Origin of the sequence: Tardiphaga sp. (assembly GCF_028290495.1) — a bacterium.
Taxonomy (GTDB): Bacteria; Pseudomonadota; Alphaproteobacteria; order Rhizobiales; family Xanthobacteraceae; genus Tardiphaga.
This window is the reverse complement of the sequence record NZ_JAQGJT010000169.1, coordinates 17,241-43,926: the sequence shown is the minus strand read 5'-3', so window position 1 is coordinate 43,926 and position 26,686 is coordinate 17,241. Positions and strand designations below refer to the sequence as shown.

Here is a 26,686-nt window from a genome sequence, read left to right as displayed (position 1 = left end):
ACCAAGCGCGCCGAGAGCGAATACGACCCGTTCGGCGCCGCGCATTCCTCGACCTCGATCTCCGCCGCGCTCGGCATGGCGGTGGCGCGCGACCTCAGCGGCGGCGACAACAACGTGATCGCGGTGATCGGCGACGGCGCGATGTCGGCCGGCATGGCCTATGAGGCGATGAACAATGCCGGCGCCATGGATTCGCGCCTGATCGTGATCCTCAACGACAACGACATGTCGATCGCGCCGCCGGTCGGCGCCATGTCGGCCTATCTGGCGCGCCTGTGGTCGGGCCGCGCCTACCGGTCGCTGCGCGAGATCGGCAAGCAGCTCGGCAAGCACCTGCCCAAGCTCATCAAGGACCGGGCCGGCCTGGCCGAGGAATATGCCCGCGGCATGATGATGGGCGGCGGCACGCTGTTCGAGGATCTCGGCTTCTATTACGTCGGGCCGATCGACGGCCACAACATCGATCACCTGCTGCCCGTGCTGCGCAACGTGCGCGACGCCAAGACCGGGCCGATCCTGGTCCACGTCGTCACCCAGAAGGGCAAGGGCTACGGTCCGGCCGAGAGCTCGGCCGACAAGTATCATGGGGTCGTCAAATTCGACGTCGCGACCGGCACCCAGGCCAAGTCGAAGTCGAACGCGCCGTCCTACCAGAAGGTGTTCGGCGAGAGCCTCATCAAGGAAGCCGCCAAGGACAACCGCATCATCGGCATCACCGCCGCGATGCCGTCCGGCACCGGCATCGACCTCTTCCAGAAGGCCTTTCCGGAACGCACCTACGACGTCGGCATCGCGGAGCAGCATGCCGTGACCTTCGCGGCCGGGCTGGCGACCGAAGGCATGAAGCCGTTCTGCGCCATCTACTCGACCTTCCTTCAGCGCGCCTATGACCAGGTCGTGCACGACGTCGCGATCCAGAAATTGCCGGTCCGTTTCGCCATGGACCGCGCCGGTCTGGTCGGCGCCGACGGCGCCACCCATGCAGGCTCGTTCGACAATGCCTATCTCGGCTGCCTGCCCAATTTCGTCATCATGGCGGCTTCCGACGAAGCCGAGATGGTTCACATGGTCGCGACCCAGGTCGCGATCAATGATCGCCCGAGCGCGCTGCGCTATCCGCGCGGCGAGGGCCGCGGCGTCGAAATGCCTGAAGCCGGCGTCGCGCTTGAGATCGGCAAAGGCCGCATCGTCCGCGAAGGAACCAAGATCGCATTGCTGTCGTTCGGCACCCGTCTCGCCGAATGCGAGAAGGCCGCCGACGAACTTGCCGCCCACGGCCTGTCCACCACCATTGCGGACGCGCGCTTCATGAAGCCGCTCGACGAGGAGATGATCCTGAAGCTGGCGCGCGATCACGAGATCCTGCTGACCATCGAGGAAGGCTCGGTCGGCGGTTTCGGCTCGCACGTCATGCAGTTCCTGTCCGATAACGGCATGCTCGACAGCGGCCTGCGGATGCGTTCCCTGGTGCTGCCCGACACTTTCCAGGACCACGATTCGCCGGCGGCGATGTACGGCCGCGCTGGCCTCGACGCCAAGGGTATCGTCAAGAAGGTGTTCGAGACCCTCGGCAAGGACTTCACCGCCGAGACGGTGAAGCTGGCGTAAGCCAACGCCTGAGCGACAGCGCTGCGTTCATCATTGCGAGCGCAGCGAAGCAATCCAGAGACTCCAAGCGAAGACTGGATTGCTTCGTCGCAAGTGCTCCTCGCAATGACGACGAGAGCATTCGACCATGAGAATCTATCTCGCCGGCCCCGACGTATTCCTGCCAGACGCAGTCGCCATCGGACGACGCAAGGTCGAGATTTGCGCGCGTCATGGCACCACGGGCCTTTATCCGCTCGACAACCTGATCGATCTCGCAGCGCCCGACGCTTCGCTCCAGATATTCCGCGGCAACGAGGCCATGATGAACGAGGCCGACGCGATCATCGCCAATCTGACGCCATTTCGCGGACCGGGCGCCGATGCCGGCACCGTCTATGAACTCGGCTACATGGCCGGCCGCGGCAAAAATTGTTTCGCCTACTCGAATGACCCCACGTTGTATGTCGACCGTGTGCGCGAGATCACGAGCGTCACCGCGCAGGACGGCCGCTTCACGGATGCCGATGGTCTGACCGTCGAGGATTTCGGCCAAACCGACAATCTGATGATGATCCACGCGCTCGACCTGTACGGCGCGCCGCTGGTCGTGCCGTCCCGCAAGCCCGCCGATCTCTGGCACGATCTGGCCGGCTTCGAGGCCTGCCTGCGCCTCGCTACAGCGACGAAACCCTGAGCATGGCAAAGCGCCCAATCAATCAACCGACCTCGCGTAAGCGCGCCGACATGCTGCTGGTCGAACGCGGCCTGTTCGAGAGCCGTGCGCGGGCGCAGGCAGCGATCGAGGCCGGGCTGGTGATCGCCGACGACAAATTGGTGGCCAAAGCCTCGGAGAGCATCGCGGAAGACGCCGTGATCAGCGCGCAGCCGGCGCATCCCTTCGTGTCGCGCGGCGGCGTCAAGCTAGCCGGCGCACTGGAGCGCTATCCGATCGAGATCGAGGACCACGTCTGCCTCGACGTCGGCGCGTCCACCGGCGGCTTCACCGAGGTGCTGCTGGCGAACGGCGCCAGCCTGGTGTTCGCGATCGATGTCGGCCGCAGCCAGTTGCATCCGTCGCTGCACGGCCATCCAAAGATCGTTTCGATGGAAGAGACCGACATCCGCGCCTATGAGAACAAGCGATTGCCGGCGCGGCCGGACGTGGTGGTGATCGACGTCAGCTTCATCTCGCTGAAGGCCGTCCTGCCGGTGGCGCTGTCGCTGGCGGCATCACCGATGCATCTGCTGGCGCTGATCAAGCCGCAATTCGAGGCGCCGCGGCAGCATTCCAAGCGCGGCATCATCAAGGACGCTTCCGTACACCAGGCGGTGTGCGATGACATCGCGGCATTCGCCGCGACACAAGGTTGTACCGACATTGACATCTTCCCCTCTTCCATCGCCGGCGGCGACGGCAACATCGAATTCTTCCTCGGCGCGCGCCGTGGGTGAACGCCTCCTCATCGACCATGTCGGCCAGCGCGGCGACGGCGTCGCTTTTGCCGGCGGCGCCACCGTGTTCGTGCCCTACACGCTGGCCGGTGAGACCGTCGAAACCCTGCCCTCGCCCGGCCATGCCGAACGCCGCAAGCTCGAACATGTCGAGACCGCCAGCCCGGAGCGGATCGATCCGTTCTGCCAATATTTCAGCCGTTGCGGCGGCTGCGCCATCCAGCACTGGCAGCCGGATCCGTATCAGGCGTGGAAGCGGCAGATCGTGATCGACACGCTGGCGCATGCGAAGATCGATTGCCCGGTCGATCCGATCATCGACGCCCACGGCGCAGGCCGGCGCCGCATCACGGCGCACGCGCGCCGCGGTGGCGACAACGAAATCCGCGTCGGCTTTTCCGCTGCCGCCAGCCACGCCATCGTCGCGATCGAGGATTGCCCGATCCTCGATCCCGGCCTGCATGGCGCGCTCGACGTGGCCCGCGCGCTGGCCTTGTTGCTCAAACCTACCGACAAGCCGCTCGATATCCAGCTGACTGCGGCCAGCAATGGCCTCGACGTCGATGTCCGCGGCACCGGCCCACTGCCGACGCCGCTGATCGCCAAGCTGTCGCAGCTTGCCGAACACTACAAACTCGCGCGCCTGACGCGGCACGGCGAACTGGTACTGATGCGCACGCCGCCGATGATCACGGTCGGCAGCGCGCAGGTCGTGCTGCCACCGGGTTCGTTCCTGCAGGCCACCGCCGCTGGCGAGCAAGCCCTGGCCGAACTGGTCGTGAAAGCCTGCAAGGGCTCGAAAGTGATCGTCGATCTATTCTGCGGCGTCGGCCCGTTCGCATTGCGCCTCGCCGCGAAATCGCGCGTGATGGCCTACGACTCCGACGCCGGCGCGATCCAGTCGTTGCAGCAGGCGGCAAAGGAGACCTCCGGCCTGAAGCCGATCACCGCCGCTGTGCGCGACCTGTTTCACCGCCCGCTGGTGACGCAGGAATTGCGCGACGTCGACGCCGTGGTGTTCGACCCGCCGCGCTCCGGCGCGCAGGCGCAGGCCGAGAAGCTGGCCGCCAGCAAGATCAAGACGGTGGTCGCGGTATCCTGCAACGTGCAGAGCTTTGTGCGGGACGCCAAAATTCTGATCGACGGCGGCTACAAGATCGACAGCGTAACCCCGGTCGATCAATTCCGGCACACGCCGCATGTCGAGCTGGTGGCGAGATTCCGGCGATAGGCTCGCAAAGATAAGCTCCCGTGTTAGGATCGATTCAAAATCAGAATCAAAATCCAGCGGGATCGAACATCTTGGACGCCATCTCCTCCGACATTCTGCCGCCCGGAATTCGCTCGCGCTTTGTCGATGATATCAACGGCCTGCGCGTCCATGTGCTCGAAGCCGGCTTCGAGACCACCGGCCGGCCCTGCGTGCTGTTGCTGCACGGCTTTCCCGAACTGGCCTATAGCTGGCGCAAGGTGATGCCGATGCTGGCCGCGGCCGGCTATCACGTGATCGCGCCGGACCAACGCGGCTATGGCCGCACCACCGGCTGGGATGCCGACTATGACGGCGACATCCGCCCATTCCGGCTGCTCAACCTGGTACGCGATGCACTGGGGCTGGTGTCGGCATTCGGCTATCGCCATGTCGACGCCGTGATCGGCCATGATTTCGGCTCGTCGGTTGCGGCGTGGTGCGCGCTGGTGCGGCCGGATGTGTTTCGTTCGGTCGCGCTGATGAGCGCGCCGTTCGCCGGGCCGCCGCCGCTGCCGTTCGACACAGCGGACAAGCCCGCGGCGCCCACCGCCGAAGATCCGATCCATCGCGACCTCGCAGCCCTGCCGCGACCGCGCGAGCACTATCAATGGTACTATTCAAAGCGTTGTGCCAATGCCGACATGCAGCACGCGCCGCAGGGCGTGCATAACTTCCTGCGCGGCTACTATCATCAAAAGAGCGCGGACTGGCCCGGCAACACGCCCTATCCGCTGCAAGGCTGGACCGCGACCGAACTGGCGAAGATGCCGACCTATTACGTGATGGATCTGGGACGAACGATGGCGGAGACGGTCGCCACCGAGATGCCGTCGGCGCAGCAGATCGGCGCCTGCAAATGGCTGCCGGAGCGCGAACTCGCCTTCTATGCCGGCGAATATGCCCGCACCGGATTCCAGGGCGGATTGCAATGGTATCGCTGCGGCACGTCGGGCGCGTTCAACGCCGAGCAGCAGACATGGTCGGGCCGAAGCATCGACGTGCCGTCCTGTTTCATCTCCGGGCGGCAGGATTGGGGCATCCATCAGCGCCCCGGCGTGCTCGACGCGATGCAGACCAAGGCCTGCAGCGACATCCGCGGTATGCATCTGATCGACCGCGCCGGTCACTGGGTGCAGCAGGAGCAGCCGGCGGAAGTCAGCCGGCTGCTCCTGGCATTCCTGAAGACGACGCAGACGTCGCCGGGCTAACGGTGCGCAGCGTCAGGCTGCGCGAACCGCCGTGCCATTTGTTCGGCGCGCTGTCGCTGAACACCGACGTCGGCGCGAACTTCGGCGCCTTGATCCAGATCATTTTTGCAACGCCCTGCGCGCTGTATCTTCTCCAGGCGTTTGACTTTAAGTCGCGCAGGGAGCCGCAGAGCAGATCAATGAATCCTATCAAGATCGACGAAGCCGCCCTGGTGATGCGCCGCGCCGCTCCGTTGCCGCGATACACGAGCTATCCCACCGCCAATCATTTCGTCCCGACTGTCGGCCCCGCGGATTATCGCAAATGGCTTGGTGCGCTTGAAGATGATGCCGCATTGTCGCTATACGTGCACATCCCGTACTGCAACGATCTGTGCTGGTATTGCGCCTGCAGCACCAAGGCGACCCACCGCTATGAGCCCGTCGCGCGCTACCTCGAGACGCTGCAATGTGAGATTGCCAGCGTTGCCGCGTTGCTGCCGCGCCGACACCATGTCACGCATATCCACTGGGGCGGCGGCTCGCCGGATATCCTTTCGGCACCCGACATTGCGCGGCTTGGCGACACCTTGCGGCGTAACTTCCAGTTCGATGACGCGCCCGAATTCGCCATCGAGATCGATCCGCGCTTGATGACGGAGGCCAAGGCCGATGTGATGGTGGGGATCGGTATAAACCGGATCTCGATCGGCGTGCAGGATTTCGACCCGGCGGTGCAGGTGGCGATCGGCCGGTCGCAGGGCTATGAAGTCACCAAAGCAACGGTCGATATGTTCCGCGCGCGCGACGTTGCATCGGTGAATTTCGACCTGGTTTACGGCTTGCCGCAACAGACCATGCAGAGTCTGTCGCGCACCATCGAGCAGGTTCTGGAGCTGTCGCCCGACCGTATCGCAATGTTCGGCTACGCCCACTTGCCGTGGAAGGCGCCCAACCAGAAGCTGATCGATGAGAAAACGCTCCCCGGCCCCATCGAACGCTTCAAGATGGCCCGCCAGGTGACGACGCAACTTGAAGACGCCGACTACCGACAGCTCGGGCTCGACCACTTCGCGCGGTACGATGACAGCCTGGCGACGAAGCCGCTGCATCGAAACTTTCAGGGCTATACAACCGACCGCACCAATGCGTTGATCGGACTGGGTGCCTCGGCTATCGGAAAGCTGCCGCAGGGCTACATGCAGAATGCCGTAGCGGCCGCCGACTATGCCAGCCGCATCGATCAGGGCGGTTTAGCCACCGTGCGCGGTCGGGCACTGACGCCGGACGACCGGCTGCGCGCTTTCGTCATCGAACGCCTGATGTGCGATTTCGAATTTTCAGCTGCAGCCGTGATGCGGAATTTCGACGACGCTTCGAGCGCGTTGCTGGATGAAGCCGACGCTATCGTGGCGGAAGACGGCGACGGCTTCGTCGAATCAACCACGACCGGCTTCAGGCTGACTTCGCTTGGCCGCCCGTTCGTGCGCAATATCTGCGCCCGCTTCGACGCCTATCTCAAAGTGGCGGCCGGCCAACATTCGCTGTCGGTGTGAGCCATCCGTGACCTGATCGTGGCCGCCCGGCGGGACTTGCCCCGACGCGCCAAACTGCCCATGCTTGCTTCCTACTGAAACCCAACAGGAGCCTGTCTTGACTGCATCACTCTCCATTTTTGCGACCGCCACCGAGATGTCGGCCGCGCTGAAGGCCAAACAGGTGTCCGCGGTCGAACTGGCGCAGGCCACCATCGCGCAGATCGAGCAGCATGACGGGCGGGTCAACGCGGTCTGCGTGCGCGACTTTGCCAGAGGGATCGACGCCGCCAAAGCTGCCGATGCAGCGCTGGCGCGCGGTGAAACCAGGCCGCTGCTCGGCATTCCCATGACGGTCAAGGAGTCCTTCAACGTCGCCGGCCTGCCGACGACATGGGGATTTCCGGCACAGAAGGATTTTATCGCCGCGGAAGACGCGCTGGCGATCACCCGCGTGAAGGACGCCGGCGGCGTGATCCTGGCCAAGACCAATGTGCCGCTCGGACTCGGCGACTGGCAGAGCTATAATGACATCTACGGCACCACCAACAATCCGTTCGATCTCGGCCGCACCCCGGGCGGCTCGTCCGGCGGATCGTCGGCCGCCCTGGCTGCCGGCTACGGCGCGCTGTCGCTCGGCTCCGACATCGGCGGCTCGCTGCGGGTGCCCGGACATTACTGCGGCATCTACGCCCACAAGCCGACCCTCGCTCTGGCAGCCACCCGCGGCCACGTCGCCCCCCCGTTCCCGCCGCTGCCCGGGACCCGGGATCTTTCCGTGATCGGCCCGATGGCGCGCTGCGCTACCGATCTGGCGCTGACGCTCGACGTCATCGCCGGCCCCGATCCGTTGCATGAAGGCGTCGGTTACAAGCTCGCTTTGCCGCCGGCGCGGCACACTGCGCTGAAGGATTTCCGCGTACTGGTGCTTGACGTGCATCCATTGATTGCCAGCGCCGCCAGCGTACGTGGCGCGGTCGAGACGCTTGCTGCGAATCTGACGAAGGCCGGTGTCGTCGTATCGCGCACAAGCCCACTGCTGCCCGATCTCGCGGACGGCGCGCGGCTGTACATGCGGATTCTACTGGCGTTGCTCGAAGCGTCGGCATCGCCGGACGTCTATGCCGGCTACCAGGCCATGGTTGCACAACTCGATCCAGCCGACATCAGCCTTGGCGCCGAACGCCTGCGCGGCGCGGCACTCACCCATCGCGACTGGCTGGTCGCAGAGACCGGCCGCAACCGGCTGCGCGCACAATGGCGCGCGCTGTTCCGTGAGTTCGATGCGGTGATCTGCCCGGTGATGCCGACCCCGGCCTATCCGCACGACCACGAACCCGACCAGACCAAGCGAGTCATCGACATCGACGGCCAGAACTATCCTTACGTCGATCAATTGGTCTGGCCCGGCATCGCCACGTTGCCCGGCCTGCCGTCCACCGCGATCCCGGTGGCCATGTCGAATGATGGCCTGCCGATCGGGCTGCAGATCGTAGGTCCCTGGCTGGAAGACCGCACGCCGTTGAAGCTCGCAGAATTGATCGAACAGGCGTTCGGCGGCTTCGTACCTCCGAAGGGGTTTTAAACGTAGCCCGGATGAGCGGAGTGACATCCGGGATTGCCCCCGGATGTCACTTTGCTCATCCGGGCTGCAACCTATTCCACCACCAGCCGCGCCGCCTCCGTCATCCCCACATCCCGCTCGCTCAAGAGATGTTCCACGATGACGCGTTGCGTGTCGGTCTCGATCACCGCGAACGGATCCGGCGCCATCAGGCGATGATCTATAACCAGCCGCGACAGCAGCAGGCGCCGGGCGTCACCGCGCAGCGCGTGGATACGATGCGCTTCCCACGAAAGCGTGACCGCGCTGGCGACATGGTACAGCGAACTGGTGGCGCGCCGCGCATCCGCCTCGTTGTCGACCTTCGCTGCGACGTCCCGAGCAAAGCTGATCGCACGATCGACCAGACCATGCAGCCGGTCGCGCCACGCCTGCGGCACGCTCGCGCTATCATCGAGCCGCGCATGCAGGTCGGCGGCCAGTGCGGCCTCCGCGCCATGGCGACCGACCGCGCGCTTCAGCGCATCGAGCGCCACGATGTTGCCAGTGCCCTCCCAGATCGAGCCGAGATGCGCATCGCGCAGCAGCCGCGCGGTAGCGAATTCCTCGATATAGCCGATGCCGCCACGCATCTCCATCGCGTCACCACAGACTTTTCGCGCATCGCGGGTAGCGCGGAATTTCAGCGTGGGCGTGAGAATGCGCAGCAAGGCCGCGGCGTCCTGGCTGCCAGCCTCGGCGCGGTCCAGCGCATCCGCCGTAAGGAAGCTCATCGACAACGCTTGCTCGGTCGGCAGCATGATCTTCATCAATTGCCGGCGCGCCAGCGGCATATCGATGATGCGGCTGCCGAACACCACGCGGCCGCGCGCCACCGCCATCGCGTCATGATAGGCGCGGCGCATCAGTGACGTCGACTTGACGCCGTTCGAAAGCCGCGATGAGTTGACCATCTCGGCCATCTGAACGAAGCCGCGATCGAGCTTGCCGACGGCATACGCAATCGCGCCTTCCAGTTTGATCTCGCCGGAAGCCATCGAGCGCGTGCCGAGCTTGTCCTTCAGCCGCACGATCCGGTAGTGGTTCGGCGAGCCATCTTCGAGCCGCCGAGGCATCAGGAACAGCCCGACGCCGCGGGTCCCATCCTCCGCGCCTTCCGGCCGCGCCAGCAGCATCACGATCTCGGCGTCGGCATTGGAGCAGAACCATTTCTCGCCGGTGAGGCGCCAGTGGTCGCCCTCCTGCACCGCCTTGGTCGTGAGCTTGCCGACGTCAGAGCCGCCCTCCTTCTCGGTCATGAACTGGCCACCTTGCGTGAGCCTCGCCATGTCGGTCTGCGTGAGCCCGTCGAGATACTTTTCTTTCAGAGCCGCATCGCCGAATTTCGACAGCAGCTTCGCCGCGCCGTCGGTGACGTTGATCGGGCACCCCATGCCGAATTCTGCCTGGTTGAACAGGAAGGTGAAAGCGTGCTTCGCCGCCACCGGATAGGTCTCCGGCCAGCCGAGAATGCCCTTGCGATGCGACATCGCATGGATACCGAATTCGCCGAACGCGGCGCGCTCCAGTTCGCGATAGGCCGGATGATACTCAATACGTTGTGCATCGCGGCCGAAGCGATCGCGCTGGTGCAGCACCGGTACGTGCTGGTCGGCCATCCGCCCGGCTTCGTCGAGCGGACCGCCGACGAGACCGCCCAGACGGTCGAGATGCGGCTCGATATGCGCGAACAGATCCGCCGGCAGATGGATGCGCAGCAGATCGGCCAGCGCCGGATCGGCACGATAAAAATTCATCCCCGACGTATCGGGCGCGATCATGTTGGCGACGATTTTGGTAGGGACGATTTTACCTTGGGCGTTCATGACGACCTCTTGTTTATGGTGACGGCGTTTCCATCTGCATCATGCGCCGCAAGCGCGGCCGAATAAAGTGCACCCGGAGAATGGCTCCATGAATATTCCGCATTATGAAACCGCGCTGATCGTCGGCGCCGGCGAAGGCATCAGCGCCTCATTGGCGCGGCTGCTGACGAAGCAGGGCCTGCGCGTCGCACTGGCGGCACGCAACACCGCCAAGCTCGCCGCATTGTGCGAAGAGACCGGCGCCAAGGCGTTCGCCTGCGATGCCACCAATGCCGACGACGTGGCAAAACTGTTCGTCGATGTCGAGCAGCAGATCGGCAAGCTCGATGTCGTCGTCTACAACGCCAGCCTTCGTGCCCGCGGTGCGTTCATTGAGCTCAGGCCGGAGGATGTCGCGCAGTCGATCGCCGTCAGCGCGTTCGGCGGATTTCTCGTCGCGCAACAGGCGCTGCAGCGGATGCTGCCGAACAGGCACGGCGCGATCCTGTTCACCGGCGCGTCGGCGAGCATCAAGGGTTTCGCACAGTCCGCGCCGTTCGCGATGGGCAAGTTCGCGCTGCGTGGCATGGCGCAATCGCTGGCGCGCGAATTCGCGCCGCAAGGAATCCACATCGCGCATTTCGTGATCGACGGCGGCATTCGCAGTTCGGTCCGCACCGAGCCGGCCGACCGACCGGACTCGATGCTCGATCCCGACGCCATCGCCATAAACTACTGGAACGTGCTGCAGCAGCCGCGCAGCGCCTGGAGTTCGGAGCTGGAAATCCGGCCGTGGGTGGAGAAGTTCTAGGGATTTCGCGCTGTCATTCCGGGCTGCGCTTCAGACGGCGAAGCCGGCTGGCGTGCAGACCCGGAACCCCGAGTTGTTCAACTGCCATATCTGGATTCCGGATTAGCTCGCAGCTTTCGCTGCGCCCGCCACGGAATGACAGATTAAATCACGCGCTTATCTGCATCATCGCCTCGGCGCGCAACCGCCAGCTCGCGCAGGAAATCTCCTGCGGCGCGATCGCGATGCGCTTCTCAAGGCGTATCTGCTTCCAGTCGCCCGGCGTCGGCGCGAAGGTGAAACCGGCGCGGCGCGCCAGCCCCAGCATGGCGTCGTTGAAGGGCAGCGTATCGCCGAACAGCGTTTCAGCGCCCAGCGCCGCGGCGCGGCATTGCAGGTTTGACAGCAGCGCCATGCCCAGGCCGTGGCCCTGCCATTGATTGGCAACCGAAAGGCCGAATTCGAAGTGCGAGGTCGCCTCGTCAAAAGCGTAACGCGCCTCGCCGACGATCCGCTCATGGCCGTCGATCGTCATCGTCGCCAGCACCGTAAAACGGCCGTCGTCACGCAGGTGGGTGAAGACATCGAGTTGCCCAACCGGCAATTCGCGGGCGGCGCCCATCAACCGCCTGTAGCGCGAGGCCTGCGAGAGATCGCGGAAGTAGCCCTGCAGCGCCTCGGCATCCGCCGCCCCGGCAAACCGCACCGTGACGACCGCGCCGCTGCGGGTCAGCAGCGCGTCCGAGTAATCATCGAGATGTCGGGGATCGATAAAATACATGGCGCGCTCCCGTTTTCCGCTCGCGTGATCCCGACCTATGCCCGCCAGAACGGCTTGCTGGCCTCGTACAGCACGTCGCCCTTCGACATCCCGGCATCGCGAATGTCGCGCTCGCTCCATTGCGTGAGTTCGCGGCGCTGCTGCATCCGCTCGCGCCAGGTGTGCAGCAGTTCGACCGCTTCGGCCAGGACGCCCGGTGCATGATGATTTGTCATCGATTGATGTGTGCAAGTAGACATTTTGCTCTCCTGAGCTAAAGTTCGCACAGTAAATATCGGAGCATTTCGACGCTTCCACAAACGACATGTTGTCCCCGCTCACATGAGCTACGCTCATGGATCAGGCGACCCATGCGGAGCACGCCATGACCGCTCGCCTGCCCTCGTTGAACGGATTGCGCGCCTTCGAGGCCGCCGCGCGGCATCTCAGCTTCACCGCCGCAGCCGCCGAACTGAACGTGACGCAGACGGCGATCAGCCATCAGATCAAGCGGCTGGAAGATGAACTTGGCATCCGGCTGTTCGTCCGGCAGAACCGTGCGCTGGCGCTGACACCGCAGGCGCGCGATTATCTGCCGGGCATCCGCGCCGCCTTCAACGACCTGCGGCTCGCCACCGACCGCCTGCTGCGCAAGGACAATGACCGCGTGCTGACGGTCAGCACGCTGGCGTCACTGGCCTCGAAATGGCTGCTGCCGCGGCTGCCGGCGTTCCAGGCGGCGCATCCCGAGATTGACGTCCACATCACCACTTCGACCACAATGGTGGATTTCAAGAGCGGCGACGTCGATGCCGCGATCCGCTACGGCCGCGGCCGCTGGCCCGGCCTGAGCGCGGACTGGCTGACCGCCGACCATCTGTTTCCGGTGTGTAGTCCGGCGCTGCTCCGCGGCGATAACCCGCTGCGCACGCCCGAGGACCTGTCACGCTACACCTTGCTGCATTCCAGCGCCGGCTACGACGACGACTGGCGGCTGTGGCTCACCGCCGCCGGCCTGCCGCTCGACATCTCCCGGCAGCCCGGTCTGTCCTTCGACATGATCTTCATGGCGCTGCAGGCGGCGATCGACGGCATCGGTGTCGCGATCGGCCGCTCCACCTATGTTGAAGGCGACCTCGCCAGCGGGCGGCTGGTGGTGCCGTTCCAGATCCGACTGCCGACCGAAGCCGGCTTCTATCTGGTCGCGCCCGAGGCGGCGGCGCAATCGCCGAAGCTGGCGGCGTTCCGCGACTGGCTGCTGGCGTCCGTCGCGGCCAAAGGCTGACGGCGCGCTGATTGCGCTGCAGCACAGCCGTGGACGGTGGCGTTTTACGGTTTGATCTCTGTAACCGGCGTGGCAGATTGCCGCGGGCAGGACAAACTGTCGCAGCCAGGGCCACCAGAGCGCCGCTGCCGCACCGGGAGAAAACACACGATGTCGTCGACCACCTCACACGGACAGCCGCCGGAACTGAAATCGCGCCTCGGCGCCATCCTGCGATCGACATCAGGCAATTTCCTCGAACAGTTCGATTTTTTCCTGTTCGGCTTTTACGCCACCGCGATCTCCAAGGCGTTCTTCCCGCCCGGCAACGACACCAACGCGCTGCTGCTGACCTTCACCACTTTCTGGCTCGGCGCACTGATGCGCCCGGTCGGCGCCATCGTGCTCGGCGCCTATATCGATCGCATCGGCCGCCGCAAGGGACTGATCGTGACGCTGGCGATCATGGCGATGGGCACCGTGATCATCGCGGTGTGCCCGACCTATGCCTCGATCGGCATCGCCGCGCCGATCATCGTTCTGATCGGCCGGCTGCTTCAAGGCTTCTCCGCCGGCGTCGAACTCGGCGGCGTGTCGGTCTATCTGTTCGAGATCTCGACGCCCGGCAATCGCGGCTTCTACACTTCGTTCCAGTCTGCGAGCCAGCAGGTCGCAATCTTTGTCGCAGCCCTGCTCGGCTACTTCCTGAGCGAGATCATGCCGGCGGATCAGGTCACCGCATGGGGCTGGCGCATTCCGTTCTTCATTGGCTGCGCCATCGTGCCGTTCATCTTCCTCCTGCGCCGTACGCTGGAAGAAACCCCGGCGTTCCTCGCCATGAAGAAGCATCCGACCGCCTCAGAGATATTCGCCTCCGCCGCGCTGAACTGGAGGATCATCGTGCTCGGCATGTTCATGGCGGCGATGACCACGGTGACGTTCTATTTCGTCACGGTGTACACGCCGACTTTCGGCAAGAACGTGCTGAAACTGTCCACCGCGGACAGCCTGCTGGTGACGCTGGCGGTCGCGGTCACCAACTTCATCTGGAATCCGGTCGGCGGCGCGCTGTCGGACCGGATCGGACGCAAGCCGGTCCTGATCACGATTTCCACGCTCGCGCTGATCACGGCCTATCCCGCACTGATGTGGCTCACGGCGGAACCGAGCTTCGGCAAGATGCTGGCGGTGGAAATGTTGTTCTCGCTGTATTTCGGCGTCTATAGCGGCACCATGCTCGGCGCGCTGGTCGAGATCGTGCCGGCGCATGTCCGCACCACCTGCTTCTCTCTGGCCTTCGCGCTGGCGGCAGCGTTATTCGGCACCTTCACGCCGCTGGCTTCAACCTGGCTGATCAAGCAAACCGGCAACGACGCATCGCCCGGCTTCTGGCTGATGTTCGCCGCCGCCTCCGGCCTGATCGCCACGCTGATCATCTATCGCGGCGGCCAGATCGTCGAGACAAGGGACACCGTGCCGGCGTAGGATCGGCACATGAAAGACCTTGTCCCGCTCGCGGAAAAGATCGCGGCCAAACTGATCGCGCGAAAGCAAACCATCGCAGTGGCGGAATCCTCCACCGGCGGGCTGATCTCTGCGGCTTTGCTCGCAGTACCCGGCGCGTCGGCGTATTATCTCGGCGGCGGCGTGATCTACACGCGCGACGCCCGCCGCGTCCTGATGGAAATTCCCGACGACGCCATGAAGGGGCTGCGTTCGGCGTCGGAGCCCTATGCGCAACTGCTGGCGAAGCAGATCCGCGAACGGTTCAACTGCGATTGGGGACTGTCGGAGACCGGCGCGACGGGACCGACCGGCAACCGCTACGGCGACGCTGCGGGCCACAGCTGCATGGCGGTGGCCGGCCCGCAGCAGGCGGTGATGACACTGGAGACGGAAAGCATTGACCGCCTCGGCAACATGCACGCGTTCGCGCATACGGCGCTGACGTTCCTGCTCAAGAATTTGTCGGCGTAGTCGGGCCGCGACTTCTCAGCCGTCATTGTGAGGAACCCTTGCGACGAAGCAATCCAGTTCTCGCTTACGGGCTCTGGATTGCTTCGCTCGGTCCAAAGTTGGCGCTGCCAACTTTGGACCGGCACGCAATGACGGAGAGGGTTACGTCGCCAAGGCTTCCGCCGGCTCCGCCAGAATGCAGCGCGCGATGCGGTTGCCTTCCATGTGAACGTTCGGCGGCGGGCCTTCGACGCAGCGCGGCTGGGCGAAACTGCAGCGCGGCGCGAACGAGCAATTCACCGGCGCCTTGTCGAGTGACGGCGGCGTGCCGGGAATCGTCTCCAGCCGCGCGCCCCGCTTCGCGCCGTGCACGGTCGAAGCCAGCAATCCGCGCGGATAGGGATGCACAGCGCTGCGCACGATCTGGCTCAGCGTACCCTGCTCGACGATCTGCCCGGCATACATCACCGCGACGCGATCGCAGATCTCGATGGCGACGCCGATGTCGTGGGTGACGAAGATAATCGACATGCCGAACTCGCGCTGCAATTCACGCAGCAGCAGCAGGATCTGGATCTGCACGGTAGCGTCGAGCGCGGTGGTCGGCTCGTCGGCCAGCAGGATCTTCGGCTTGCAGGCCAGCGCCAGCGCGATCATCGCGCGCTGCCGCATACCGCCCGACATCTCATGCGGATAGGCGTCGAGGCGGCGCTTCGCCGAGGGGATGCGCACCACTTCGAGCATTTCCAGCGCACGCTTGTTGGCGTCGGCCTGGCTCTTGCCCTCGTGCCGCATCACACTTTCGGCGATCTGCTGGCCGATGGTGTACACGGGATCGAGCGCCAGCGCCGGCTCCTGGAAGATCATCGATACTGTCTGGCCGCGAAACGCCGACAGTTCCTCATCATTGAGCGCCAGCACATCCTTGCCCATCACATTGACGGTGCCGGTGATCTGCGTGCGCTTCTTCGGCAGGAGCCGCATCAACGCGCGCAAGGTTACGCTCTTGCCGGAGCCGGACTCGCCGAGCAGGCCGAGCACCTCGCCCTCGCCCAGCGAGAAGCTGAGATCGTTCACCGCATAGACGGTGCGCTCGCCGGAGAATTTGACGTTGAGATTGCGGACCTCGACGAGATTGCTCATGTCAGCTCCGGGCATTTGGTGTGGAAGTCGGTCACGCGCTGGAACGCGGCGCCGATCGTCAGCAGCGTCGTTTCATCGAACGGGCGACCGATCAGCTGCACGCCGATCGGCAACTTCGACGCAGTGAAGCCGGCCGGGATCGAGAGCGCCGGCAGGCCGAGATAGTTGATCGGCCGGGTGAAGCGCGTCAGCCGCTGGATCATCGCTTCAGAGCCGGTGGTGTTGCCGACATCGGTTTCGGCAATCGTCGGCGCAGCCGCGGGCGCCACCGGCGCCAGCACGGCATCGGTGCCGGTGACCGCCGCAAGATAGGCCGCGAGCGCCGGGCCCCGCCAGCGCAACGCCTCGATGTAGGACACGCCAGAGATCGCAAAGCCGTTCTGCAGCCGCGACAGCACCTGCGCGCCGTAGTCCTGCGGACGCTCGATCATCCAGCGCTTGTGAATGGCCGCAGCTTCCGTTGCCAGCACCATCTGGCACGCCGCGGTAAGCTGGCGCTGGTCAGGCAGATCGACCTCGACAAAGCTGACGCCCTCGCTCTTCAGCGTGGCGATGGTGTCCTGCAGAATCCTTGCAGCCTCGGGATCGAGGTCATCGACGTAGAACGCTTTCGGAATGCCGACGGTCATCCCCTTGGCCGACGCCTTGGTCGCGGCCATGTAGTCAGGCACGGCGCGGGTGCTGACGGTGGGATCGAGCGGATCGGCGCCGGCCATCAGTCCCGTGAGCAGCGCGCAATCCTCGACCGTCCGCGCCAAGGGGCCCACGGTGTCCAGCGATTGCGACAGCGGCATCGCACCGGCGCGGCTGATCAGCCCGACCGTGGTCTTCAATCCAGTGACGCCGCAAAAATGCGCCGGCAGCCGGATCGAGCCGCCGGTGTCGGAGCCGAGCGCCGCAAAGGTCAGGCGCGCGGCGACGGCCGAGCCGGAGCCCGACGACGAGCCGCCGGTGACGTGATCGAAGGCCCACGGATTATGCACCGCGCCGTAATGCGAGTTATGGCCGAGCGGGCCGTAGGCGAACTCGACCATCTGCAACGATCCGAGCCTGATCGTGCCGGCATCCTTGATCCGTTGCAGCGACGTCGCCGTGGTGGTCGCGACGAAATCGCGGCGGATATGCGAGCCGCAGGTCACGACATGGCCTTCGTCGTAATACATGTCCTTATGCGCCAGCGGCACGCCATGCAGCACGCCGCGGCTTTCGCCTTTGGCGAGCTTCGCATCGGCAACGTCAGCGGCGGCGAGCGCGGCATCCGCCTCGATCGACATATAGGCGTTCAGGCTCGGCTGCCATTTCGCCGTGCGGTCGAGGCAGGACTGCGTGGCCTCGCGCGACGAGATCTTCTTCTGCGCGATGGCGGCAGCGACCTCGATCAGCGACAGCAAAGCGGGTTCGGTGACGCTCATTTGGCGGCCTTCGTATTCTGTACGACGAGAAAGGTCGCAGGTTCGAGATCCATCGGCAGCGTGCCGGCGATGGCCGCAAAGCCTTCATAGGCCGGCCCGATATTATGGGCGATCCGCTCGGCGACATCGTCGGCCACGATGAGACCGCCGAGCCCGGCGATCACCTTGATCTGTTTTGCGGTAGGTGCGGTCATGGCGCAACGTCTCCCATCGGCGGCGCCTTGCTGTGCGCGGCGCCCGGAATGAACATGTAGCAGGCCACCTGATGGCCAATCGCATCGACGTCCGAAAGCTTCGGGCTCTCGCCGGAACAGACCGCTTCGGCAAAGGGGCAGCGCGTGTGGAAGCGGCAGCCGGACGGCGGGTCGATCGGGTTCGGCGGATCGCCGGTGATCGGCGGCGTCTGGGTGCGGTTGTCGGGATCCGAGGACGGCATCGCCGCCAGCAGCGCCCGCGTATAGGGATGCGCGGGCTTGTCCCAGACATCATCGACCGGGCCGAGCTCGACGACTTCGCCCAGATACATCACCAGCACGCGGTCGGAAATGTAGCGAACGACATTGAGGTCGTGGCTGATGAACAGATAGGTCAGACCGAACTCGCGCTTCAGATCGACCAGCAGGTTGAGCACCTGCGCCTCGACTGACTTGTCGAGCGCCGACACGGCCTCGTCGAGAATGACGAGGCGCGGTGACAAAGCGAGCGCACGCGCGATGTTGACGCGCTGCCGCTGTCCGCCGGAAATCTCGTGCGGATAGCGGTTGGCGAAATTCTCCGGCCGCAGCCCGACCTTCCCCAGCAGCTCGCGTGCCAGCGCACGCGAAGCCTTCTCGGCCATGCCGTGGACCTTGGGGCCGAACGCGATCGACTCCTCGATGGTGAGGCGCGGGTTGAGCGAGGCGTAGCTATCCTGAAACACCATCTGCATGCCGCGGCGCAATTCACGTAGCGACAATTCGCGCCCGACCGTGCGGCCATCATAGACGATATCGCCGGAGTTGCGCTCCATCAGATGCATCAGGAGCCGCGCGGTGGTGGACTTGCCACAGCCGGATTCGCCGACGATACCGACGGTCTCGCCCTTGGCGATCGAGAACGACACGTCGTCCACCGCGCGTACGGTCTTGCTCTTCGCGAACAACCCGCCACGCACCGGGAAGTGCTTGGTCAGGCCGTTGACCTGCAGCAGCGGCTGGGCTTCGCCGCCGATGTCCGGTAGCGGTTCGAGCTTGTCGAAGGTTTCGGTGGTGTCTGTCATGACATCAGTTCCGGATGTCCATGGCGCTGCGCATGCCATCGCTAAGGAGATTGAAGCAAATCGATACTGCGAAGATCATCGCGCCAGGCAGCGCCGCCACCCAGGGATTGACGTAGATCGCGGTGCGCAGCGTGTTCAGCATCAAGCCCCATTCCGGCTCCGGCGGCTTGGTGCCGAGGCCCAGGAAGGAGAGGCCGGAGGCCAGGATCATCGACACCGAGATCAGCCCGGTGGCGTAGACGAAGATGGTGCCGAGCACGTTGCCGAGCATGTGCACGCGCATGATGGTGAAGGCGTCCGCGCCGGAAGCGCGTGCTGCCTCGACGAAATCGGCGTTACGAACGCCGGTAGTGACGCTTTCGGCAACGCGGGTGATCTGCGGCACGAACACGATGGTCAGCGAGACGATCGAATTGACTATGCCGGCCCCCAGCGCGCCGGAAATCGCGATCGCCAGCAGCACCGACGGGAAGGCGTAGAAGATGTCGACGGTGCGCATGATCGCGGTATTGACCTTGCCGCCGACATAGCCGGCGACGAGGCCGAGCGATGTGCCGATGACGAAAGCCAGGATCACCGGCAGGATGCCGATCAGCAGCGACAGCCGCCCGCCATAGATCAGTCGCGCCAGCATGTCGCGGCCGAGTTCGTCGGTGCCGAGCGGATAGTTCGGCGTACCGATGTGGCGCAGCCGGCGGATCATCGAACCCTGATAGGGATCGGCGAGGCCGAGCCACGGCGCAAACAGCGCGCCGAGCAGGATCAGAAGGAGGATGGCCGCACAGGTCATGCTGACCTTGTCGCGGACGATACGTCGGCCCACCGTGGCCCAGTAGCCGCGCGCGGCATGCGCGGGCGCGGCTTGCAGGGCGGTGTCGGTCATCGCGGTCATGAGTGAGTACCCGTCATGGTCAGCTCCGCTTGATGCGCGGATCGATCGCGGCCTGCGCGATATCGACCAGGAGATTGAGGAACACGAAGAACAGCGCCAGCACCAGGATCGTGCCCTGCAGCAACGGCAGGTCGCGCTGGAAGATCGCCGAATTCAGCAGCAGGCCGGAGCCCGGCCAGGAGAACACCGTCTCGATCAGGATCGAGCCGCCGAGCATGTAACCGAGCTGCAGACCCATCACCGCCAGAGCGGTCGGCGCGGCGTTCTTGATGACGTGGCGAAACACACTCGTCTCATGCAGGCCCTTGGCCCGCAGCGCCTCAACGAAATCCTGCGAGAGGATGTCGCCAGTCAGCGCGCGCACCGTGCGGGTGATGATACCCATCGGGATCACCGAGGTGGTGATCGCCGGCAACACCAGATATTTGATGTGCTCCCAGTCCCAGGCCCACGAACCGGAGCCGCCGGGGCCAGCGCCGACGGCGGGCAGCCAGTTCAGTTGCACCGAGAAGATGATGACCAGCACCATCCCGAGCCAGTAATGCGGCACCGAGACGCCGGCAATCGCGATCGAGGTCGCTACCTTGTCGACCCAGGTATCGCGGAAATAGCCAGCGATCAGCCCAAAAAAGAGACCGAGCGTGAAGCCGATCGCGGCCGCGGCAATCGCCAACGTGACGGTGTTGCTGACGGCACGCAGCACTTCGGCCAGCACCGGGCGGCCGGTGGCGATGGAATTGCCGAGATCGCCGTGCAGCGCGCGCCACAGCCACAGGCCGAACTGCACCGGCAGCGGCCGGTCGAAGCCGTAGGCGATGCGCAATTGCGCCGCGAGTTCCTGCGACGCGTCAGCGGGAAGAATGGCGACGAGGGGATCCCCGGGGGTGATGTGCACCAGCAGAAAGCACACCAGCGCCACACTGACGACGACCGGGATCACATAAACAATACGCCGCGCGATATAGACGAACAAAGATCACCTTCGGTTCAATGAGAGCCAAGTGGCTCATTCTTCCTTCCTTCTCCCCTTGTAGGAGAAGGTGGCGCTGACGAAGTCCGCGTCGGATGAGGGGTCTACGGAGCGAGACACGACCCCTCACCCGGCCGCGCTATCGCGCGTCTTCCCTCTCCCACACGGGGAGAGGGAAGAAACAGCGCTTCGATCAAAGCACGCCCGCTACTTACGGCGTCATCGACACCGACGAGAAGTCGATGAACCAGCTCTTCGGCTGCACGAAGCCCTTGATCTTCGGGCTCAGCGCGCGCGGACCGACGTCGTGGGCAACGTAGAGGAACGCAGCATCATCGATCGAGGCGGCGTTGAGCTCGGCCAAGGCCTCGTCACGCGCCGCGGCATCGAACGTCGTGCGCGCCTTGGTCACCAGCTCGTCGAACTTCGGGTTGTTGATGAAACCCCAGTTGTTGGAGACCGGCGGCGCCATTCCCGACTGCAGGAAGCGCACCAGCGCGAAGAACGGGTCCATCGCCGCAAAGGTCACGTTGGTGGCGTTGGCGCCGTTGGCCGACGCGTCCTTGGCGCCGCGGCGCCAGTTGGTGAACAGCGTATTCCATTCAATGACGTCGAGCTTCACATCGAAGTAGCACTCCGCCAGCGCCTGCTGCAGATACTCGTTCATCGGCAGCGGCAGCATCTGGCCGGAGCCCGACGCCGACGTCTGGGTCTTCACCGACAGCTTCTTGCCCGGGCCGTAGCCGGCTTCCTTCATCAACGCCTGCGCGGCGGCGAGATCATACTTGATCTGGAAGGTCGGCTTGCCGCGCCAGGGATGGCCGGGCTCGAAGGTGCCGGTGGCGGGCACCATCAGGCCGGCGAGCAGGCCGTCGCGCAGCCCCTCGCGGTCGATGCAGAGATTGGCGGCCTTGCGGACGCGGATGTCGTTCCACGGCGAGCCCTCGATGCGTGAGAACTGCCACGGCCAGACGTGCGGCTGCTCGTTCTTCTCGATCTTGAAGCCCCGCGCGGTGATTTCCTTGACGGCATCGGGCGCCGGGGCCTCAATCCAGTCAACTTGTCCGGACAGCAGCGCCGCAGTGCGGGCATTGGCTTCCGGCATCGGCAGCAGGAGCAGCTTGTCGACCTTGGGGACGCGATCCTTATTCCAGTAGGCGTCGTTCTTCGCCAGCTCGAGACGCTCGCGCGGCGTGAACTTCGACATCTTCCACGGGCCGGTGCCGGCGGGCTCCTTGGCAAACGCCGCCCATGCGGCCTGCGACTTCGCCTTGGCGTCGGCGCCTTCGGCCTTGTCGAAGAAGGCCTGCCACTTGGCCGGGCTGGCCATATAGAGATTGGTGAGGTTGATCGGCAGGAACGAGTCCGGCTCCTTGGTGGTCAACTCCACTGTCATGTCATCGATCTTCTTCGCCGAAACCAGCGTCGGCATGCGCGACGCGGTGACGCCGACCTGGCTGGCGTCGAACTGCGGCGCATCCTGCTTCAACACCTTCTCGACGTTCCACACCACGGCGTCGGCGTTGAACGGCGAGCCGTCATGGAAGGTGACGCCGGGGCGCAGCTTGAAGATCCACTTCTTCTTGTCGGCATCATCCACCTTCCATTCGGTGGAGAGCGCCGGGATCACCACGCTTGCTTTGGTGGCGGACGAAAGATCCCAGCCGGTCAGGCCGTCATACATCGTGTTGCCGGTGAAGCGATTGCCCTCAAAGCCCTGGTCGGGCTGCCCGAGCGTGCGCGGAATATCGGCAGCAGTCATGCCAATGCGCAGAACTGTTTCAGCGCGCGCTGCCTGTGGCAGGGTCAGCGCAGTCGCCATGCCCAGCATGGCGATCGTCAGCGCAAGGCGGCTCTTGGTCGGCTTTTCGATACGCATCAATGTCAGTCCCCATAGAGATTGGATGGTTCGGCTTGGCAGCCTAACTCACTGGCTAATTCTTATGCAACGCCCGTGCCATCGATCGCGCGTCGGCGCCCGGATGACTCGGGCTGTGGCACAGCCTCCGACTGGCACACAGGGCATCAGCATCTGCCTAATCTGGCATCAAGCTTGCAGGTATTGGGCGACTCTCGCCCCCCATCAATGGAGCTTGGTTTAATGCGCGTTCGGAATTCTATTTTTGTTGCGGCCATCGCCGCGCTGCTGGGTGCCTCCGCACCGGCGCAAGCCGAGACGGTGGTGCGCTACGGCATCTCGATGGCGGACATTCCGCTGACTACCGGTCAGCCCGACCGCGGGGCTGGCGCCTACCAGTTCACCGGATACACCATCTACGATCCGCTGGTCGCTTGGGAGATGGACGTGTCCGACCGACCGGGCAAACTGATCCCCGGCCTCGCCACCGAGTGGAAGGTCGATCCCGCCGACAAGACCAAGTGGCGCTTCACTTTGCGCAAGGGCGTCAAATTCCATGACGGCAGCGACTTCGATGCCGACGCCGTGGTGTGGAATCTCGACAAGGTGCTTAATGATAAGGCACCGCAGTTCGACAAACGCCAGAGCGCTCAGGTCAAGACTCGCCTGCCGTCGGTAGCCAGCTACGCCAAGATCGATGATTCCACCGTCGAGATCACGACCAAGACCATCGACTCGTTCTTCCCCTACCAGATGCTCTGGTTCCTGGTCTCCAGCCCGGCGCAGTACGAAAAGGTCGGCAAGGACTGGGACAAGTTCGCTGCCACGCCGTCGGGCACTGGCCCGTTCAAGCTCACCAAGCTGGTGCCGCGCGAACTCGCCGAGCTCTCGAAGAACCCGGACTACTGGGACAAGAAGCGTCTCGCCAAGGTCGACAAGCTCGTCCTGGTGCCGATGCCAGAAGCCCTGACCCGCACCAACGCGCTGCTCGCCGGTCAGGTCGACCTGATCGAGACGCCTGCGCCGGACGCCGTGCCGCAGCTGAAATCGGCCGGCATGAAGATCGTCGATAACGTCACACCGCACGTCTGGAACTATCATCTCAGCGTGCTGCCGGGCTCGCCCTGGACTGACGTTCGTCTGCGCAAGGCGCTCAACCTGGCCATCGACCGCGACGCCGTCGTCGGCCTGATGAACGGCCTCGCCAAGCCCGCCATCGGCCAGGTCGATCCGTCGAGCCCATGGTTCGGCAAGCCGGACTTCAAGATCAAGTATGACCTCGCCGAAGCCAAGCGACTGGTGAAGGAAGCCGGTTACGGCCCGGACAAGCCGCTGAAGGCGACTTTCATCATCGCCAATGGCGGCACCGGCCAGATGCTATCGCTACCAATGAACGAGTTCCTGCAGCAGAGCTTCAAGGAAATCGGCGTTGACGTCGAGTTCAAGGTCGTCGAGCTCGAAGTGCTCTACACGGCCTGGCGCAAGGGCGCGGCCGACGACAGCATGAAGGGCATCACCGCGAACAACATCGCTTACGTCACCTCGGACCCGCTTTACGCCATCGTCCGCTTCTTCGACTCGCGCCAGGTCGCGCCGGTCGGCGTCAACTGGGGCGGCTACAAAAATCCGAAGGTCGATGCGCTGATCGACGAAGCGAAGAACAGTTTCGACGCTACCAAGCAGGATGAGTTGATCGCCCAGGCGCATTCGCTGATCGTCGACGACGCCGTGCTGGTCTGGGTCGTCCACGACACCAACCCGCACGCGCTGTCTCCGAAGGTGAAGAAGTTCGTGCAGGCGCAGCACTGGTTCCAGGATCTGACGACGATCAGCATGGACTGAGCTGGGTCTTCGCATAACAGCTTCTGCTTTACAGTCAGCTGCACATCATCAGGCGTCGCCGAGCAATCGGCGGCGCCTTTTTCTTTCGTCCTTCTCCCCCGGACATAGCGGAGCTGCGGCTGACGGGAGAGAAGAAGTAGAAAACTCCGCGTCGTCCCGGTAAGCGAACTTGCGAGCGCAAGCCGGGCCCCATACACGCTGTCGTTATGTGACGCGCTACTCTATTCTTAACTGCAGGCTCGGAGGGGATGAGTCCCGGATCGGCGTTCGCTGCGCTCACTTGTCCGGGACGACAGCGAAGAGGGCTAATCGGAACCCCTGCCCGCCGCGCGACTTGATCCACACCGTCATCACATACCGGTGCCCTCATGATCGACGATCTCTGGTACAAGAACGCCGTGTTTTATTGTCTGTCAGTCGGCAGCTTCATGGATGCCGACGGCGACGGCGTCGGCGACTTCAAGGGGCTGACGCGACGGCTGGATTATCTCGACGGACTCGGCGTCACCGCGATCTGGCTGATGCCGTTCCAGCCCTCACCCAGCAAGGATGACGGCTACGACATCTCCGACTATTACGGCGTCGACCCGCGCTACGGCACGCTCGGCGATTTCGTCGAATTCACCCACGGCTGCCACCAGCGCGGCATCCGCGTCATCATCGACCTCGTCGTCAACCACACTTCCGACCAGCACGCCTGGTTCAAGGACGCCCGGAGCGCGAAGAATTCAAAATACCGCGACTGGTACGTCTGGTCAGACAAGAAGCCGGCCAATGCCAACAAGGGTATGGTGTTTCCCGGCGTGCAGAAATCCACATGGACCCATGACAAGGACGCCAAGGCGTGGTTTTTTCACCGCTTCTATGACTTCCAGCCCGACCTCAGCACTTCGAACCCGCATGTGCAGGCCGAGATTCTCAAGATCATGGGCTTCTGGCTGCAGCTCGGCGTCTCCGGCTTCCGCATGGACGCAGTGCCCTTCGTGATTGCCACCAAGGGGCCAAAGGTCAACAAGCCGATCGAACAATACGACATGCTGCGCGCCTTTCGCGAATTCCTGCAGTGGCGCAAGGGCGACGCCATCATCCTCGCCGAAGCCAACGTCGAGCCCGAGACCGACATGGAGTATTTCGGCGATGACGGCGATCGCATGCAGATGATGTTCAACTTCCAGGTCAATCAGAACCTGTTCTATGCGCTGGCCTCCGGCGACGCGCGCACGCTGGCGGCGGCGCTGAAAGTCACAAAGCCGCGGCCGGCGACAGCGCAATGGGGCCTGTTTCTGCGCAACCACGACGAACTCGATCTCGGCCGCCTGACCGAGGCGCAACGCCAGACGGTGTTCGAAAAATTCGGCCCGGATAAATCCATGCAGCTGTACGATCGCGGAATCCGCCGCCGCCTCGCGCCGATGCTGGGCGGCGACCGCCGCCGGCTCGAGCTGGCCTACAGCCTGATGTACACGCTGCCGGGCACGCCGGTGCTGCGCTATGGCGACGAGATCGCGATGGGTGACGACCTCTCGTTGCCTGAGCGCAATTGTGCGCGCACGCCGATGCAGTGGTCCACCGAGCCGCAGGCCGGTTTTACCAAGCATGACAGGCCGAAAAATCCGGTGATCGATAAAGGCCCCTACGGCTACGATCACGTCAACGTCGCCAAGCAGCGCCGCGATCCCAACTCGATGCTGAACTGGACCGAGCGCATGATCCGGATGCGCAAGGAAGTGCCGGAGATCGGCTGGGGTGACTTCGCGATCATCCCGACCCGCAATCCCGCCGTATTGGTGATGCGTTACGACTGGCGTAACAATTCGGTGCTGTTCGTGCATAATCTCGACGAGAAGCCGAGCGAAGTCTCGTTCGCTGTCGGTCTCAAAACCGAGCAGGACAAACACCTGATCAACCTGCTCGACGAAGACCACAGTCACGCCGACGACAAGGGCAAGCACCATCTGATGCTGGAGGCCTATGCCCACCGCTGGTACCGCGTCGGCGGGCTGGATTATCTGCTCCGCCGCAGCGACATCGACGGCGATTCGGACCCGCACCCGCAGTGATACCCGGTAGGGCGGCCTAGCCAGAGGCGTAATCCGCCGTCTGGATCCAACCGGTTA

23 protein-coding genes are annotated in these 26,686 nt (G+C 64.1%); 13 read left to right on the top strand and 10 right to left on the bottom strand.

The genetic code is table 11. The features are described 5' to 3' along the window. The 7 genes from dxs to JWQ24_RS25420 form a co-directional block, all read left to right on the top strand. Nucleotides 1-1,608, top strand: a 1,608-nt coding sequence (dxs, locus tag JWQ24_RS25450) for a 1-deoxy-D-xylulose-5-phosphate synthase (protein WP_299814358.1), incomplete at its 5' end; no start/stop codon positions are given. A 127-nt stretch (nucleotides 1,609-1,735) separates the two neighbouring features. Further along, complete coding sequence (locus JWQ24_RS25445; RefSeq protein WP_299814355.1) at nucleotides 1,736-2,284, top strand: nucleoside 2-deoxyribosyltransferase; 549 nt, start codon at nucleotides 1,736-1,738, stop codon at nucleotides 2,282-2,284. 2 nt (nucleotides 2,285-2,286) lie between these two features. Then, nucleotides 2,287-3,042, top strand: a complete 756-nt coding sequence (locus JWQ24_RS25440; RefSeq protein WP_299814352.1) for a TlyA family RNA methyltransferase — start codon at nucleotides 2,287-2,289, stop codon at nucleotides 3,040-3,042. Beyond that, nucleotides 3,035-4,273 carry a methyltransferase gene (locus tag JWQ24_RS25435; RefSeq protein ID WP_299814349.1) on the top strand — a complete coding sequence of 413 codons (1,239 nt, stop codon included), beginning with the start codon at nucleotides 3,035-3,037 and terminating at the stop codon, nucleotides 4,271-4,273. The genes JWQ24_RS25440 and JWQ24_RS25435 overlap by 8 nt, the downstream gene beginning before the upstream one ends. 71 nt (nucleotides 4,274-4,344) lie before the next feature. Then, nucleotides 4,345-5,502, top strand: coding sequence for an alpha/beta hydrolase (locus JWQ24_RS25430; RefSeq protein ID WP_299814346.1), 1,158 nt, complete (start codon nucleotides 4,345-4,347; stop codon nucleotides 5,500-5,502). Between the two features lie 179 nt (nucleotides 5,503-5,681). After that, nucleotides 5,682-7,037, top strand: coding sequence for an oxygen-independent coproporphyrinogen III oxidase (gene hemN / locus JWQ24_RS25425; protein ID WP_299814343.1), 1,356 nt, complete (start codon nucleotides 5,682-5,684; stop codon nucleotides 7,035-7,037). Between the two features lie 97 nt (nucleotides 7,038-7,134). Continuing rightward, a complete protein-coding gene (locus JWQ24_RS25420; RefSeq protein ID WP_299814340.1) occupies nucleotides 7,135-8,601 on the top strand; it encodes an amidase in 1,467 nt (488 codons plus the stop codon). 71 nt (nucleotides 8,602-8,672) lie between these two features. Here the strand turns inward: JWQ24_RS25420 and JWQ24_RS25415 are convergent, their stop codons facing one another. Then, on the bottom strand, nucleotides 8,673-10,445 hold the full coding sequence (locus tag JWQ24_RS25415) for an acyl-CoA dehydrogenase family protein (protein WP_299814337.1): 1,773 nt from the start codon (nucleotides 10,443-10,445) through the stop codon (nucleotides 8,673-8,675). A gap of 88 nt (nucleotides 10,446-10,533) precedes the next feature. Here JWQ24_RS25415 and JWQ24_RS25410 point away from each other — a divergent pair, with 88 nt between their 5' ends. Further along, nucleotides 10,534-11,235, top strand: coding sequence for an SDR family NAD(P)-dependent oxidoreductase (locus JWQ24_RS25410; protein ID WP_299814334.1), 702 nt, complete (start codon nucleotides 10,534-10,536; stop codon nucleotides 11,233-11,235). A gap of 148 nt (nucleotides 11,236-11,383) precedes the next feature. Here JWQ24_RS25410 and JWQ24_RS25405 read toward each other — a convergent pair whose 3' ends face one another. Then, on the bottom strand, nucleotides 11,384-11,995 hold the full coding sequence (locus tag JWQ24_RS25405) for a GNAT family N-acetyltransferase (RefSeq protein WP_299814331.1): 612 nt from the start codon (nucleotides 11,993-11,995) through the stop codon (nucleotides 11,384-11,386). A gap of 35 nt (nucleotides 11,996-12,030) precedes the next feature. Beyond that, the gene (locus tag JWQ24_RS25400; RefSeq protein ID WP_299814329.1) at nucleotides 12,031-12,234 is read right to left on the bottom strand and encodes a DUF1127 domain-containing protein; all 204 of its coding nucleotides are present in this window, start codon (nucleotides 12,232-12,234) and stop codon (nucleotides 12,031-12,033) included. Nucleotides 12,235-12,359: 125 nt separating this feature from the next. Here JWQ24_RS25400 and JWQ24_RS25395 point away from each other — a divergent pair, with 125 nt between their 5' ends. The 3 genes from JWQ24_RS25395 to JWQ24_RS25385 all read left to right on the top strand — a co-directional run bounded on the left by JWQ24_RS25395 (nucleotide 12,360) and on the right by JWQ24_RS25385 (nucleotide 15,215). Beyond that, complete coding sequence (locus tag JWQ24_RS25395; protein WP_299814327.1) at nucleotides 12,360-13,259, top strand: transcriptional regulator GcvA; 900 nt, start codon at nucleotides 12,360-12,362, stop codon at nucleotides 13,257-13,259. A gap of 150 nt (nucleotides 13,260-13,409) precedes the next feature. After that, on the top strand, nucleotides 13,410-14,723 hold the full coding sequence (locus JWQ24_RS25390; RefSeq protein WP_299814325.1) for an MFS transporter: 1,314 nt from the start codon (nucleotides 13,410-13,412) through the stop codon (nucleotides 14,721-14,723). A gap of 9 nt (nucleotides 14,724-14,732) precedes the next feature. Then, nucleotides 14,733-15,215 (top strand): CinA family protein, encoded by a 483-nt coding sequence (locus JWQ24_RS25385; protein WP_299814323.1) that lies wholly within the window; start codon nucleotides 14,733-14,735, stop codon nucleotides 15,213-15,215. Between the two features lie 141 nt (nucleotides 15,216-15,356). On the opposite strand, the gene JWQ24_RS25380 is transcribed toward JWQ24_RS25385, so the two are convergent. From JWQ24_RS25380 to JWQ24_RS25350, 7 genes are all read right to left on the bottom strand, one after another. Continuing rightward, nucleotides 15,357-16,337 (bottom strand): ABC transporter ATP-binding protein, encoded by a 981-nt coding sequence (locus JWQ24_RS25380; RefSeq protein WP_299814321.1) that lies wholly within the window; start codon nucleotides 16,335-16,337, stop codon nucleotides 15,357-15,359. Continuing rightward, nucleotides 16,334-17,749, bottom strand: a complete 1,416-nt coding sequence (locus JWQ24_RS25375; RefSeq protein ID WP_299814318.1) for an amidase — start codon at nucleotides 17,747-17,749, stop codon at nucleotides 16,334-16,336. Before JWQ24_RS25375 ends, JWQ24_RS25380 begins: the two co-directional genes overlap by 4 nt. After that, a complete protein-coding gene (locus tag JWQ24_RS25370; protein WP_299814315.1) occupies nucleotides 17,746-17,943 on the bottom strand; it encodes a hypothetical protein in 198 nt (65 codons plus the stop codon). Before JWQ24_RS25370 ends, JWQ24_RS25375 begins: the two co-directional genes overlap by 4 nt. Then, the gene (locus tag JWQ24_RS25365) at nucleotides 17,940-19,007 is read right to left on the bottom strand and encodes an oligopeptide/dipeptide ABC transporter ATP-binding protein (protein WP_299814312.1); all 1,068 of its coding nucleotides are present in this window, start codon (nucleotides 19,005-19,007) and stop codon (nucleotides 17,940-17,942) included. The genes JWQ24_RS25370 and JWQ24_RS25365 overlap by 4 nt, the downstream gene beginning before the upstream one ends. Nucleotides 19,008-19,011: 4 nt before the next feature. Further along, on the bottom strand, nucleotides 19,012-19,899 hold the full coding sequence (locus tag JWQ24_RS25360) for an ABC transporter permease (protein WP_299814309.1): 888 nt from the start codon (nucleotides 19,897-19,899) through the stop codon (nucleotides 19,012-19,014). 19 nt (nucleotides 19,900-19,918) lie between these two features. After that, nucleotides 19,919-20,872: an ABC transporter permease gene (locus tag JWQ24_RS25355; RefSeq protein WP_299814306.1), complete on the bottom strand. Its 954-nt coding sequence runs from the start codon at nucleotides 20,870-20,872 to the stop codon at nucleotides 19,919-19,921. Nucleotides 20,873-21,080: 208 nt separating this feature from the next. Further along, nucleotides 21,081-22,748: an ABC transporter substrate-binding protein gene (locus tag JWQ24_RS25350; RefSeq protein ID WP_299814361.1), complete on the bottom strand. Its 1,668-nt coding sequence runs from the start codon at nucleotides 22,746-22,748 to the stop codon at nucleotides 21,081-21,083. Nucleotides 22,749-22,970: 222 nt separating this feature from the next. Between JWQ24_RS25350 and JWQ24_RS25345 the strand changes: the two genes are divergently transcribed. Both JWQ24_RS25345 and JWQ24_RS25340 read left to right on the top strand, forming a co-directional pair. After that, entirely contained in the window at nucleotides 22,971-24,569 is a 1,599-nt protein-coding gene (locus tag JWQ24_RS25345) for an ABC transporter substrate-binding protein (protein ID WP_299814303.1), read from the top strand. Between the two features lie 368 nt (nucleotides 24,570-24,937). Next, the gene (locus JWQ24_RS25340; RefSeq protein WP_299814301.1) at nucleotides 24,938-26,629 is read left to right on the top strand and encodes an alpha-amylase family protein; all 1,692 of its coding nucleotides are present in this window, start codon (nucleotides 24,938-24,940) and stop codon (nucleotides 26,627-26,629) included. Nucleotides 26,630-26,686: the final 57 nt, after the last annotated feature.

Coding starts and splice junctions, on each gene's coding strand:
- JWQ24_RS25445 (WP_299814355.1), top strand. CDS start 1,736: ATGAGAATCTATCTCGCCGGCCCCGACGTATTCCTGCCAGACGCAGTC.
- JWQ24_RS25405 (WP_299814331.1), bottom strand. CDS start 11,995: ATGTATTTTATCGATCCCCGACATCTCGATGATTACTCGGACGCGCTG.
- JWQ24_RS25400 (WP_299814329.1), bottom strand. CDS start 12,234: ATGTCTACTTGCACACATCAATCGATGACAAATCATCATGCACCGGGC.
- JWQ24_RS25380 (WP_299814321.1), bottom strand. CDS start 16,337: ATGAGCAATCTCGTCGAGGTCCGCAATCTCAACGTCAAATTCTCCGGC.
- JWQ24_RS25375 (WP_299814318.1), bottom strand. CDS start 17,749: ATGAGCGTCACCGAACCCGCTTTGCTGTCGCTGATCGAGGTCGCTGCC.
- JWQ24_RS25360 (WP_299814309.1), bottom strand. CDS start 19,899: ATGACCGCGATGACCGACACCGCCCTGCAAGCCGCGCCCGCGCATGCC.
- JWQ24_RS25395 (WP_299814327.1), top strand. CDS start 12,360: ATGACCGCTCGCCTGCCCTCGTTGAACGGATTGCGCGCCTTCGAGGCC.
- JWQ24_RS25365 (WP_299814312.1), bottom strand. CDS start 19,007: ATGACAGACACCACCGAAACCTTCGACAAGCTCGAACCGCTACCGGAC.
- JWQ24_RS25415 (WP_299814337.1), bottom strand. CDS start 10,445: ATGAACGCCCAAGGTAAAATCGTCCCTACCAAAATCGTCGCCAACATG.
- JWQ24_RS25410 (WP_299814334.1), top strand. CDS start 10,534: ATGAATATTCCGCATTATGAAACCGCGCTGATCGTCGGCGCCGGCGAA.
- JWQ24_RS25385 (WP_299814323.1), top strand. CDS start 14,733: ATGAAAGACCTTGTCCCGCTCGCGGAAAAGATCGCGGCCAAACTGATC.
- JWQ24_RS25350 (WP_299814361.1), bottom strand. CDS start 22,748: ATGCGTATCGAAAAGCCGACCAAGAGCCGCCTTGCGCTGACGATCGCC.
- JWQ24_RS25345 (WP_299814303.1), top strand. CDS start 22,971: ATGCGCGTTCGGAATTCTATTTTTGTTGCGGCCATCGCCGCGCTGCTG.
- JWQ24_RS25390 (WP_299814325.1), top strand. CDS start 13,410: ATGTCGTCGACCACCTCACACGGACAGCCGCCGGAACTGAAATCGCGC.
- JWQ24_RS25370 (WP_299814315.1), bottom strand. CDS start 17,943: ATGACCGCACCTACCGCAAAACAGATCAAGGTGATCGCCGGGCTCGGC.
- JWQ24_RS25340 (WP_299814301.1), top strand. CDS start 24,938: ATGATCGACGATCTCTGGTACAAGAACGCCGTGTTTTATTGTCTGTCA.
- hemN (WP_299814343.1), top strand. CDS start 5,682: ATGAATCCTATCAAGATCGACGAAGCCGCCCTGGTGATGCGCCGCGCC.
- JWQ24_RS25440 (WP_299814352.1), top strand. CDS start 2,287: ATGGCAAAGCGCCCAATCAATCAACCGACCTCGCGTAAGCGCGCCGAC.